Genomic DNA, 12,309 nt, shown 5'->3' with positions numbered 1-12,309 from the left:
CAGACTCCTCTTACCGAAACAATCTTGCAGGCATAGGTATGAGATTAAAATCCTCTGTCAGCTGCAGCAAAAAATCCCTGGCCAGCAATGCAACTGCAAAATAAAACTCAGTTTGTGCATGCTCGGCAGCCAACTCAAGGCAGCGCTCCGCCCAAGGAAGAAGATGCTGTTGCAGTAATACCTGAGTAAAACGCACTAATCTCTGGTTATCCGGCTCTGCTGCCAAGCGTCCAAAACTGGCATCCAACACGCTAAAGAACAGGCCGATATGATCGACCGGATCCCTTGCCGGTAGCTGCAAACTGACATCATGAACCTGATAAAAATCCATCAACGCCAGAGTGCTTCTGTCATTCAACACTTGTTCTTCACCCAAATAAACAGAACCATAAGGTACAGCTTTAGGCTCACCGGGACCGAAAAACAGTTGTCCATAGTCAAGTTGCAGATCCAGAAATTGAGTCTCGTCCCATTGCTGCAAATAGTTAGCCAGTGCTTCCCTACCGATCCTGTTACCGTCTCGAGCAGCCAGCTCAGGCCAAGTCTCGGCAACTTGATTGACCTTTAATTCGGTGATCAACTCAGGTTTAGGGTAGCCGTAAAGCAGATGATGCAGAAGACGTGCTATCCCTTGATATTGAATGAAATCTATATTAGACAAAGACTTAGACATCTTATCTCCTGATGGACAAAAACAGGCGCCCACGGGCGCCTGTTTTCCAGTTACACCTCAGTAGGGTTAAGCACCTTGCCGGCACCACTTCCCGCGGGTTGACCATGGCGGTTTGCCTTGATGATCAGGTTAGGGGAAGTTATCGATTCACTGGGCAAGGGGGCGATATGACCATCACCGTCACCATACTTGGCGCGCAAGTTGTCCATGGTATCAAAGTCCAGCGCTCGCATTGGGCAGGACTCAACACAGACAGGTTGGCGCCCTTCAGCCAAGCGTTCGTGACAACCATCGCATTTGGTCATCACTTTGCGCTCTCTATCTATCTGTGGTGCGTCATACGGACAAGCTCTGGCACAGCTTTCACAGCCAATACACAGAGATTCTTCGACATGCACCAAACCATCTTCACGACGCTTGTGCATAGCACCGGTTGGACAGGCTTTGACGCACACAGGTTCGCTGCAATGGTTACAGCCAATGGACATATAATAAGCAAATACATCCTGACTATAAGTCTGGGTATTGGGATCCACAGACCAGCTACCACCACAGTATTCATAAACCCGGCGCCAGGTGACGCCTTTCAGGCTGGGGACGCCATTGGCCAAAGGTTTATTATTGGCGCGCAGCAAATCACCCTGACGGTCTTTGCAAGATACATGACAGGCCTTGCAACCAGTGCACTTGGTGGTATCGACATAAAAGCCGTATTGAGTAGATTGATTCATTTACAAGTGCTCCCTTACGCTTTTTTGATGAGCTGAACACGGTTGGTGTGTTGAGGATTCCCCTTGGCCACCGGGCTTGGGATATAACGGGTCAGAGTATTGATTGCCCCGCCGACATCGATCACTTTTCCGGACTGTCCAATGCGGCCATTGGCATCAGCCAGGTACCAGGCCCCTTGCCCCAATGCCACGACGCCTGGCGCCACTCGAGGAGTAACCCGAACCTTGACCTCAATAGATCCCCGCTCGTTGTACATTTCGACCACATCACCGGCAGTCAACTGATAGGCAGCCGCGTCGATGGGGTTAATCCACACAGCATCTTCCACAGCCTCACGCAACCAAGGCACGTTGTGGTAGCTGGAGTGAGTGCGCCCCTTGGTGTGATAACCTGCAAGTTGCAGCGGGAAGCCTGCATCTATGGCGTCCTGATCCTCATAACCATCCCAAGTCACCGTGTACTGAGGAATGGCTGTAATGGAGTCACCTTTTACCTTGTTCTGTTCCCAGTTTTTGGCGCGCCAAGCCAGCTCTGCAGAATAAATCTCTATCTTGCCTGAAGGCGTAGATAACGCTTTGCCACCATTGACATAGCTATCCAGAGCAACATATTTGTCGCCCATATTCTTGCGGAATACCCCTATTTTCTGGGCCTCTTTATAGCTGGCAGGGAAAGCCGGACTGACACCTAGGTTAGCGCTGGCACTCTTGGTTTTCTGATAAAGTTCTTCCAACCAATCAGCTTCGGTTTTGCCTTCAGTGAACAGCTGACCAACACCCATTTTCTCAGCGATCATGGCTGCGGCTTCATACATGGACTTGCAATCCCACATAGGTTTTACCGCGGCAGACATGGCGGTCAAATACCCAAGCGAACCTGAGGCATATGAGTCATTCACCAAGTCATTGGACTCCAGCCAACTGGTATCGGGAAGTATGATATCGGCAAACTTAGCCCCTGGAGTCATCCAGCAATCGCAGGAAACGATAAACAAGTCTTCAGCATCACGTAAAATACGCGCTGTGTTATTGATTTCAGCGTGCTGGTTCAGCAAAGAACTATCCGAGGCACTGAACACAAAATGAATATTGCTGCCCAGTTTCTCATCGGGATCCGCAGTTCCGCGAATACCGTGAGTACGTGCAGTAAAATTCTCACCGTTTTCAATCGCTTCAGTCCAGGTAAAGAAGGAGATAGCTTCCTTAACCGGGTTGGACCCCGTGGGAATACCTGCACGTGACATGCTGCTCATATAAGGCAGCTCACCGTTGGAGGCGCCTGGCGTACCCAGCTTACCTGTCAGTACAGAAAGCATATACAGGGCACGCATGCTCTGTTCACCGTTGGCCTGGCGGTTAACCCCGGCACCGGCCACGATATAGGGAGCCTTGGCATTCATCAGATCTTCGGCCACCTGACGGATATAAGCAGCGCTGATGCCAGTAATTTTCTCGGCCCATTCAGGCGTGCGCGCGCCTTGAGCGGCAAACTTACCAACCCCCATGATGTAATCATGGTAGTTATCGCTGCTGTCCATACAGGCCGCATATTCTTGCTCTTTGGCATCACTGCTAGCAGCAAACAATGCTTTTTGTTTCTCAATGGAGGCCGCGTCATACCCCACTGCATACTCATTGATAAAGCCAAGTGAATTGGCATCTACCCAACCTGTGCTGATCATCTCGAAAGCAACAGCTTCGGCAAACGCCGCATCGGTTCCGGGACGAATAGGCAACCACATGGACTCTTTGCCCAGCATAGAATCGGTATAGCGAGGATCAATCATCACCACTTTAAGGCCATTATTTTTCATCAAGGCCTGCAGGTAGTCGTACCCTTCACCCGATCCGGATTGACGAATTTCACTTGGGTTGTAACCAAAGCCCAGGAAAAAGTCACTGTGTTCCAGAGTTATGGTCGACGAGCCTTGAGTACTCCCTGTCCCGAAAGTATGTTTGGCCGCTTCCATCTGCTGAGCCCAAGAGTAGTTGCCGTAAGCGTTAAGGCAACCACCTACCAGGTTAAACAAGCGGTTAAAACAGGCATTGGAGGCAAAGCCATAATAGGCGCCTGAGCCATAACTGCGGAATACGGCCTTGTTACCATATTGATTAATCACCCGCTGCAAATTATCTGCGATGGTTTGAGTTGCTTCATCCCAGGTGATCGGCACAAACTTGGCTTCTCCCCTTTCCCCTACCCGTTTCATTGGTGTTTTCAGGCGATCCGGTGCATATGCACGTTGGCGCAACGAACGACCACGGGCGCAGGCACGAATTTGATGAAGACCGTAGACATCTTCTACCTCATGATCTGTCTCTACCCGGGTAATAATGCCATCACGACTGAACACTTTAATCGGACAGTTGGAGCCACAGTTAACCAAGCAGGATGACCAGTTTATCTGCTCATCACTGACAGGTGGCTTTGGCGGGACAACATTGGCGTCATCAGAGCTGGAATTACAGCCAGACACTGTTGCAGCGCAACCCAGGGCGGCACTCATTTTCAAGAAACTTCTGCGTTCCATTATATTTATCCTCACGATTTAAGTTTGCTCAAGGCAACAGGTAGCTGAAAGAGAACATCAGCTGATGGGCGTTATAGTTATGATTCAATACGCCCAAAGTAGTCAGGCCGGTGACGGCATCAATACCGACATCGCTGCCATCGGTATCGAAGTAACGCTCGTACCGGTACGACACTTTCAGAGCCATGGCATCATTCAAGTGGTAGCGGCCGTATAGCTCAACACTATGATTAAAACTGTAATAGTCATCGTACTGAGCGCTTCCAATACAGGTTTCCCCCTCGGAATCGGCAAATTGATAGTCAGCCCCCAAGGTCAGGCGGTCGTCCAGCAAGCCGCTATAGGCGATACCTGCCCCAAGGTTGATAAAGCTGTCATCGATGTCGCCATACCAAGTCGCGCTTTGGTCGCCACTCTGTTTCGATGCAATCCACTGCTGGCCAACGAAACCGTAAACACTCAGTTGCTTACTCAACTGCATTGTCAGGTTCAGGTCATAGCCATAATCGCGGGATTCAGTAAGACCAATGACTGTTTCTTGATAATCATCAAAGGCATAGTGACTGTTCAGGTCCAACGTCATCCAGCTCAGCGGTGTGTACTGCAACCCAAGTTCCATTGCGGTCCGGCGTCGATCAGCCAGGTGATACTTGCGCAGCAGGCTCTGGGTTTCGCTGGAGGTCAGTTCGGCCGCCTCATAGCGGCTGCCATCCCGCTCACCAAAACTGGCTTTCAGATCAAGCTTCAGCGGAGTAAAAAGCTGCATACCCAGCTTGGCCCACAGGTTGTGGTCACGGGTTTCTTCCCGCTCACCATAGCTGCGATCAAGCTGTTTGAAGTCGTAACCAGTCTGGAGTCGGTAACCCGGCGCCAAGCGGTAGCTGGCATTGAGTTTCAGTGCCTGACGTTCAGAATCCAGCAAAGGATTTTGCCGAATAGCGCCACTGACTGGGTTGAATTCAAGCTGCACAAATTCGGCAACAGTAGAATCATTGTCGCGCTTGCGGTAATCCAATTGTCCCCCCAGGCGCAAACGACTATTGACCAAGGTGCTGACGGCCAGATTGGCGTCCAGGGTATCTACCTGACCATCCCAGCTTTGCAGCGGATTTCCCGTCATCTGGATCAGGCCTTCATCCTGGATCATCCGTCCGGCAATTGCCCGGCCGCTGATCACCGTGTTGCTCAACCGGTACTGGCCGTTCAATGTCAGTTGATGGGCCTGATTGTCCGGTGCGGCGCTGTAGATATCACTGGCATAAGGCAGACTTAAATTGTTGATGTCATTCTTGTATTGGCTACCTTGATACGCCAATTCAGTAAACCAATTGTCGCCGCTGAGCTGTAACCCGGCCCGCAACTTGTCGTTGCTCTCATCCACCGGCAAAGCGAAGTTGACCGGCCTTGGAGTCATCAAACTGGCACTGCGGTGGCCCTGTTTTTCTTCTCTGTCATAGCGAACATAACTGCTCAGGTCACCGATTTGGGCCAATTGACCGAAGTCATAGCGAAAGCCTATTCCAGCCTGCTGCCGCTCCAGTTCCAGATCCAGGTAACGCAGGGTATCATCGGGTTGCAGCATACCCTGGTTATGCCAAAGTCCGGTGCCAACGTTGCCGTTCTCATAACGGGTCAAGCTGCGATAATCCAGCGTCATCTGGTACTTGCCGGGGCGACCGCTTTTAAGGCTGACAAAGCCGTTATCCTGACCCAAATTATGGGCCCGCAGTTGGCTGCGATACCCGTTTTCGGTGCGGTAACCAAGTGCAGCATCGACACTGGCGACGATACCATCATGATCATCACCAAAAGCATTACCGCTGTGGATATCATCACTGTCGTTGTACCCGGCATTCACTGTAGCCTCACCGGCCAAGCCTGGTGTCAACTGACACTGCCGACATTGAAAACCGGCAGTATTGACCTTATCTGTATTGGCACGGCTAACCCCAAAATCGGCAGCCACAACAGTTCCTGAAACACCCAGTAGTGCCACAGTCAACAGATTCAAAGGAAATCTCATCTTCAACACTCCTGCTTAACGGGACAGCATACTGCCGGCTGGATGATTAGAACCATGGATTTGGCTGTGGCAGTTCAAACAACTCTTGCCGGAGCCAAAAGCGTTAATACCACTTTGAGATACAGCTCTTGAGGCATGACCATCGTCGGCATGGCATTGTTGACATAACTGGGGTACCCGGGCTTTCAGCAAGGCTTCGTTCACACTGCCGTGGGCGTTGTGGCAGTTGGCGCAGTTTTCCACCACAGGAGCATGTTCCCACAATACAGGGCCACGCTTGTCGGCATGACATTCATAGCAAGTGGTATTGATACTGCTCTGCTTCAGTGCACTTTCGGTCAAGGAACCATGAGGGTTGTGGCAATCGATACAGGTCATCTGATCCCACTTGAGCGGATGGGATGAACGCTTGCTCATATCGGCCTTGGCACGAGTATGGCAGCTGGTGCAGGCCTCGTTAATCCGCAAAGGATTGAGCATGGGGTCTTCGGCGGCATGCACCTGATGGCAATCGGCGCAGGCTACCTGCTCCAGATTATGCAAACTGTTGTGCCAAGCCATCTGTTCCGTATTCTGGTGACAATCAAGGCAAACACTATTCTGACTTTCAGCTGAGAGTTTGGACTCCGGGCCGAAGCTTATCATAGGCTCCTTACCGCCACGGTTATGCTTACCCATGGGGCCATGACAAGCTTCACATTGAAGTCCAGCCATAGGTAAACGGCTATTATTCATCCCGCCATGGGTTCCTTTAAACAGCGCCATAACTTTGGGATCTTTTTTATGGCACATCAGACAGGAATCAGCGCCTTTAGGGGAATATTTCCCATCACTGAACTTTTCAGTTAATTGCTGTTCAAGCTCGGTTGCAGTTAAATTATCCCAAGGGGTAGCCTGAACCAAAGCAGTTGAAAACAATAAGACAGCGCTTAGCGCATATAGGCAAAAACTCCAGCCTTTATTGATAGATTTAATCATTCTCCGGCCTTTATTATCTATTTCACTTAAAAAGGAGACAGTTTTCTCCCAAACACAATTCTAAGGCATTCACTTTTCGAATTATCAAATGTTGCATTTCCATATCTCAAATTTGGGATGAACATATAAAACAACACAACAATATGACACAGATCACTCAAAACCACATTACAACCAATAAAAGCCAATAAATTGACCAAAGATAACATTTTGAATAACAATTAAAAAAAACAAAGTCGTTAACCAAATGGGTAGATGTTGAAATAATTAACGAAAAAGAATGTAACAACGAAATAGCTGCATAATAATTGCATGATTGATATGAATCACAATTTAAAAAGACTCAAAAAATATGTATTATTAAAACATAAACAACGAATATGAGAATGAAAATCATATAGGACATATATTATTTCAATTATTGATAAGTATTTTATTATTTAATAAATAACTTTATTTTCAGGATTAGGAATAAGAAAGGTTTTAACAAGTTCCATCAGCACTCTGAGTTAACTTGTCGGATGGGATAAAAAGCATGCAAATAAGAGGTATCACTCCCGTAAATATTGAACATAAGGAAGCTGTGAACAAGTCCCATGTGTGCCCTGCATCGGCTACTGGATGCAATGCGTGGCTCACTGCAATTCCCCTGGAACCCAGGGTGTAACACTCACATCTCTAGATAACAGGCCCGACGGCAAACACTACTCAACATCAAACTCTCATTAACCAGGAAGCCTCCGAACTGAGTCACAACAGCATGACTCCTGAAGCAACAAAAAAGGCGTCCCATGGACGCCTTTTCGATTGGTTGCAGTGGCAATTACTTCTTGCCAAGCATACCGAAACGCTTGTTGAACTTGTCGATACGACCACCGGTATCAACAACTTTCTGAGTACCAGTGTAGAAAGGGTGACATGCACCGCAAACGTCCAAGTGCAGAGCTTTGCCTGCAGTAGAGTTTACTTTGATGACATTGCCACAAGTACAAGTTGCAGTGATTTCTGCGTATTCAGGATGGATACCTGGTTTCATTGGGGTTACCTCAAGTTAAGGCCATGTCGCTCTTCCAACCCGAAGTCGGACACCACATGCGGTTAATATCAAAAGTTCAGGGCGCAGAATAGTACAGTATCTGCCCAGCGCTGACAAGTAGGTGACTACATCTGCTCGAACTTTTCTTTGGCCGCAGCTTTATCCTCATAGGACTGCAGCAAGCGGCTACTGGGGCAGTGCAGCTTGGCATCACTGCGAAGGTTGCGGATATTACCGCGGCTGAAGGCCTTGGGATTGGCCTCAAAAATAGCCAGCATGGCGCCATAGACATGGGTATGGTTGTTCTCGGCATAGCGGCTGGCCACCCGCCAGAGGGTTTCCGTACCATCGAAATCCAGCATGCATCCCGGCTCACGCTTCTCAATTGGCGGCGCCTTCACCTTAGAGCCTGGTGCTACAATAGCCAGGGATGCCGAGGACATACCAGGACTTTGAGGCTCGGCATCGGCTTGAACGGCGACCTCTTGAACCCTTTGAGCTTGAACGGCTGACAATTGCACAGCTTCGCTTGCTCCTGTTGTGGCTTGCACTGCAGCCCGCTGTGACTCACTCGGCATCTGCTCACCAAAGACCCGGGCACGGTTGGAACGCAGCGCCACAGGCACCGATGTATCGAACAAGGGCAAGCGTTTGAGTTCATGCCAGCGATTGATTCGGTATTCCCGCACCAGTAATTCGGCCTGCTTGTCGGTCACTTCATCTATCCCCAGCAGCAACACCATGTAACGGTTAATGGGTTGCACCATGAGTTTTTCCGCCGCACCTTGCTGCCTGACAATAAACTCCAGCCGAGTCATATCCTCACTGTCGGCCACCACATTGACCTTGAGCATGGGCAAGTGCCCAAGCTCAAACATTCTTTGATTGATACTGACATGGGCGGTTTCTGCTCTGGTAACAGACGTTAACAACATGAGTACAAGCATCAGTAAACCCGCTCTCATCCCTATCCTCTCTGTTTGATTTTAAATTACCCAGTTTAGGCTATCCGGCTTGGATTCTCTGGCTTAGGCTCTCTGGCTTAGGTTCTCTGGCTTAAGTTCTTTGGTTTGGATTCGTTAAGTCAGCAGATTCAAGCTGCGGTTTTGCGGCTTTTTGTTTCCGGGGCTGGTTCTCTCATTCTAGCCTGAGTAAACTGACGGGCAACATGTGCCGTGATCATTTGCGAAAATTCTGACTATGCCGCAGTTTGTCGAAGTTGCCCTTCCCGTTCCCATGCGGCAGAACTTCAGTTACCTGATGCCCAAAGCCTGTCCCTGGCCACTCGAGCCGGGGATGCGGGTGCGGGTGCCCTTTGGCCGCCAGCAACTCATAGGCCTGGTGACAGGCCTGAGTGATGAGTGCGAACTCGAGCCCAAACAACTCAAGCCGGTATATCAAGTGCTGGACAGCGCGCCATTGCTGCCACCGGCGCTGTACCAACTGACCCTCTGGGCCGCCAGATACTATTTCTGCAGCCAGGGGCAGATGTTGACCCAGGCTCTGCCGGTAGCGCTGCGCAAGGGTGCCGATGCCGCGCCGGAGAAAATCAGTTATCTGTGTCTGACCAGTGCGGGCCAGGAGGCCACGCTGGAGTCGTTGAAACGGGCTCCCGCCCAACGCAAACTGCTGCAACAGCTCAAACTGGGGGAACTGACCACTGAAGAGGTCAACGCGCTGGAGCTGAGCAAGAGTGCCATCAAGGGGCTGCTGGACAAGGGCTGGGCCGAGCAGAGAGAACGGTCAGTCAGCGCCAATCTTGAATGGCGGCAAAAGCTTGAACTGGGGGAAGAAGCTCACAGGCTCAACCCGGAGCAAGCCGTGGCGGTCGCCAGCCTCAATGCCCAGAGCGGCTATCAGTGCAGCTTGCTGGAAGGGATCACAGGCTCAGGCAAGACAGAAGTCTATCTGGCGGTACTGGAAACCATACTCAAAGCAGGTAAACAAGCGCTGATCCTGGTGCCGGAAATCGGCCTGACGCCGCAAACCATTAACAGGTTCAAACGCAGATTCAAAGTCACGGTTGCCGTGATCCATTCCGGCCTGACCGACAAGCAGCGCCTCGACGCCTGGCGCCTGGCCCGCAGTGGCGAGGCGGCCATCATAATCGGCACCCGCTCGGCGCTGTTCACTCCCATGGCCTGGCCCGGGATCATCATTCTCGATGAGGAACACGACAGCAGTTTCAAACAGCAGGAAGGCGTGGGTTATCACGCCCGGGATCTGGCCGTCATGCGTGGCCACCTGGAGCAGGTTCCTGTGCTGCTGGGCAGCGCGACGCCGTCGCTGGAAAGCCTGCAAAACGCCCTCAGCGGCCGCTATCAGCATCTGCAATTGGGAGAGCGGGCCGGCAATGCCCTCAAGGTGCGTCAGGGACTGATAGATATCCGCAACCAACCGCTGCAGGCGGGCATGTCGCAACCGCTGCTGAACGAGATGCGCCTGCATCTGCAGGCCGGTAACCAGGTGTTGCTGTTTCTCAATCGCCGCGGCTTTGCCCCTGCCCTGCTGTGCCACGAATGTGGCCATCTGCATGAGTGCGATCGCTGTGATGCATTTTTCACCCTGCACCAATCCCTCGGCGAAATTCGCTGCCACCACTGCGGCAACCAATACGCGATTCCACGCCAGTGCCACAACTGCGGCAGCACCATGTTACAAGGCCAGGGCATAGGCACGGAGCAATTGGAGGCGGCGCTCAGCAAGGAATTTCCCGAGTATCCCGTGGTGCGAATCGACCGGGATACCACCAGCCGTAAAGGCTCGCTGGAACAGCACTTAAACGCCATTCATCGCGGCGAATACAAGATATTGGTAGGCACCCAGATGCTGGCCAAGGGACATCACTTTCCCGATGTCACCCTGGTGGGACTACTCGATGTGGATGGCGCCCTGTTCAGCGCCGATTTTCGGGCCCCTGAGCGCTTCGGCCAACTCTATACCCAGGTAGCCGGTCGCGCCGGTCGCGCCAGCAAGCCGGGCACTGTGCTGCTGCAGACTCATCAGAGCGACAACCCCTTACTCAGGGACCTGCTTCACAGAGGCTATGGCGAGTTTGCCCGCAGCCAGCTCAATGAGCGCCAGCAGGCACTGTTGCCCCCGGCCTGGCATATGGTGCTGATCCGCGCCGAATCCCACCGCGCCGAGGATGCTGATGCCTTTCTGGCGGCCTTTGCCGCCATGTTACCCATGGACAAGGATTTTGAAGTGATAGGCCCGCTGCCGGCGCCGCTGGATCGCAAGGCCGGCAAGTATCGGCGCCAGTTGTTGGCCCAGGCCAAGGACAGACGCAGGCTGCAACAGGTGTTTGAACAGCTGTTGCCCCAGGCCGAACAGCTGCCCGAGGCCAAGCGCTGCCGCTGGAGTCTGGATCGAGATCCGCAGGATCTGCTGTAACTGATAAGAGTCCGCAGGATCTGCTGTAACTCCCTTGAACGGCTTTAATCCGGCTCAGAATTGACCGTGAGGCCCCTGCCTATCCTGCGGCTTGCGCAGCAGCTTATAGGTCAGCCAACTGCCGAGCACCAATACCAGAGTAATCACCGGCGCCGCCATCAACGCCATGGTCAACAGCTTGCTGATCCGCTCCGGCAGAAACGGCATCATATAGCCCAGTGATACCAACAGTCCCACCCAGAAGAAGGCGCTCAGGGCCGCAAAAAAATAGAAGCTCTTGATACAGGCCATGCGCACGCCCATCACCAAAGGCAGCAGCGAACGCACCAACGGCAGAAAACGGGCGCAGAAGAGTGCCACCAGCCCATGACGACCAAGGAGTTTATCCACTGCCGCCAGACTGTCGGGCGGCACCTTGTAGACCCAGCCCTGCACCCTGGGCAGACGATTGAGCAGCCGCCCCTGAACAAATGCCAAATAGCTGCCGCCTGCGGCCGCCGCAAACAGCAACAGATACACCAGCCAAGGGTTGAGGATCCCCATGGCCGCCAGGGTGCCTGAGAGTATGACCACACTGTCGCAAGGCAAGGGGGCCGCCGGCAGCAAAGCACTCTCCAGGAAAATAAAACTGAAGATGCAAACATAGATACTCAGGGCAATACCCGGAGCATGCAGCGCGGTAAAATCCTGCTGCCAAATGGCTTGTAACACTGTGGTGATGGAGTCCAGCATCTATATCTCCATTGAAACTATCGACGCATGCCGATGGCAAAATCGGCACTTGGGGGAAGACAGGATCGACATCATACTCCCCAAAAATAAAGATCAGCGATTATTAAACAAAGATTCATCCCTCTTTATCAATAACAGTGATCTTAAAAGGTCACAGGCAACAGCAAACCCAGACAACAACAAAATTTGCTGATAAAACCATACTGGTG

At 51.7% G+C, this 12,309-nt stretch carries 9 protein-coding genes; 1 reads left to right on the top strand and 8 read right to left on the bottom strand.

The features are described from left to right. Positions 1 to 10 precede the first annotated feature (10 nt). The 7 genes from AYI96_RS01860 to AYI96_RS01830 all read right to left on the bottom strand — a co-directional run bounded on the left by AYI96_RS01860 (position 11) and on the right by AYI96_RS01830 (position 8,919). Entirely contained in the window at positions 11 to 673 is a 663-nt protein-coding gene (locus AYI96_RS01860) for a molecular chaperone (RefSeq protein WP_071475516.1), read from the bottom strand. A gap of 50 nt (positions 674 to 723) precedes the next feature. Next, entirely contained in the window at positions 724 to 1,404 is a 681-nt protein-coding gene (locus tag AYI96_RS01855; RefSeq protein ID WP_039034824.1) for a DMSO/selenate family reductase complex B subunit, read from the bottom strand. Positions 1,405 to 1,418: 14 nt separating this feature from the next. Further along, positions 1,419 to 3,935, bottom strand: a complete 2,517-nt coding sequence (locus AYI96_RS01850; protein ID WP_144360883.1) for a DMSO/selenate family reductase complex A subunit — start codon at positions 3,933 to 3,935, stop codon at positions 1,419 to 1,421. A gap of 28 nt (positions 3,936 to 3,963) precedes the next feature. Next, positions 3,964 to 5,958 carry an MtrB/PioB family decaheme-associated outer membrane protein gene (locus AYI96_RS01845; RefSeq protein WP_071475517.1) on the bottom strand — a complete coding sequence of 665 codons (1,995 nt, stop codon included), beginning with the start codon at positions 5,956 to 5,958 and terminating at the stop codon, positions 3,964 to 3,966. 15 nt (positions 5,959 to 5,973) lie between these two features. Continuing rightward, complete coding sequence (locus tag AYI96_RS01840) at positions 5,974 to 6,936, bottom strand: DmsE family decaheme c-type cytochrome (RefSeq protein ID WP_144360882.1); 963 nt, start codon at positions 6,934 to 6,936, stop codon at positions 5,974 to 5,976. Positions 6,937 to 7,759: 823 nt separating this feature from the next. After that, positions 7,760 to 7,972, bottom strand: coding sequence for a 50S ribosomal protein L31 (gene rpmE / locus AYI96_RS01835; protein ID WP_025009259.1), 213 nt, complete (start codon positions 7,970 to 7,972; stop codon positions 7,760 to 7,762). A 125-nt stretch (positions 7,973 to 8,097) separates the two neighbouring features. After that, the gene (locus AYI96_RS01830) at positions 8,098 to 8,919 is read right to left on the bottom strand and encodes a FimV/HubP family polar landmark protein (protein WP_186299994.1); all 822 of its coding nucleotides are present in this window, start codon (positions 8,917 to 8,919) and stop codon (positions 8,098 to 8,100) included. A 253-nt stretch (positions 8,920 to 9,172) separates the two neighbouring features. Here AYI96_RS01830 and priA point away from each other — a divergent pair, with 253 nt between their 5' ends. Beyond that, positions 9,173 to 11,368 (top strand): primosomal protein N', encoded by a 2,196-nt coding sequence (priA, locus tag AYI96_RS01825; protein ID WP_039034828.1) that lies wholly within the window; start codon positions 9,173 to 9,175, stop codon positions 11,366 to 11,368. Between the two features lie 54 nt (positions 11,369 to 11,422). Here the strand turns inward: priA and AYI96_RS01820 are convergent, their stop codons facing one another. Next, the gene (locus AYI96_RS01820; protein WP_144360880.1) at positions 11,423 to 12,100 is read right to left on the bottom strand and encodes a DedA family protein; all 678 of its coding nucleotides are present in this window, start codon (positions 12,098 to 12,100) and stop codon (positions 11,423 to 11,425) included. Between the last annotated feature and the right edge of the window lie 209 nt (positions 12,101 to 12,309).

It is taken from the genome of Shewanella sp. MSW, assembly GCF_007636515.1.
Taxonomy (GTDB): domain Bacteria; phylum Pseudomonadota; class Gammaproteobacteria; order Enterobacterales; family Shewanellaceae; genus Shewanella; species Shewanella indica.
This window is presented reverse-complemented; position numbering and strand designations above follow the sequence as displayed.

Coding starts and splice junctions, on each gene's coding strand:
- AYI96_RS01860 (WP_071475516.1), bottom strand. CDS start 673: ATGTCTAAGTCTTTGTCTAATATAGATTTCATTCAATATCAAGGGATA.
- AYI96_RS01855 (WP_039034824.1), bottom strand. CDS start 1,404: ATGAATCAATCTACTCAATACGGCTTTTATGTCGATACCACCAAGTGC.
- AYI96_RS01850 (WP_144360883.1), bottom strand. CDS start 3,935: ATGGAACGCAGAAGTTTCTTGAAAATGAGTGCCGCCCTGGGTTGCGCT.
- AYI96_RS01845 (WP_071475517.1), bottom strand. CDS start 5,958: ATGAGATTTCCTTTGAATCTGTTGACTGTGGCACTACTGGGTGTTTCA.
- AYI96_RS01840 (WP_144360882.1), bottom strand. CDS start 6,936: ATGATTAAATCTATCAATAAAGGCTGGAGTTTTTGCCTATATGCGCTA.
- rpmE (WP_025009259.1), bottom strand. CDS start 7,972: ATGAAACCAGGTATCCATCCTGAATACGCAGAAATCACTGCAACTTGT.
- AYI96_RS01830 (WP_186299994.1), bottom strand. CDS start 8,919: ATGCTTGTACTCATGTTGTTAACGTCTGTTACCAGAGCAGAAACCGCC.
- priA (WP_039034828.1), top strand. CDS start 9,173: ATGCCGCAGTTTGTCGAAGTTGCCCTTCCCGTTCCCATGCGGCAGAAC.
- AYI96_RS01820 (WP_144360880.1), bottom strand. CDS start 12,100: ATGCTGGACTCCATCACCACAGTGTTACAAGCCATTTGGCAGCAGGAT.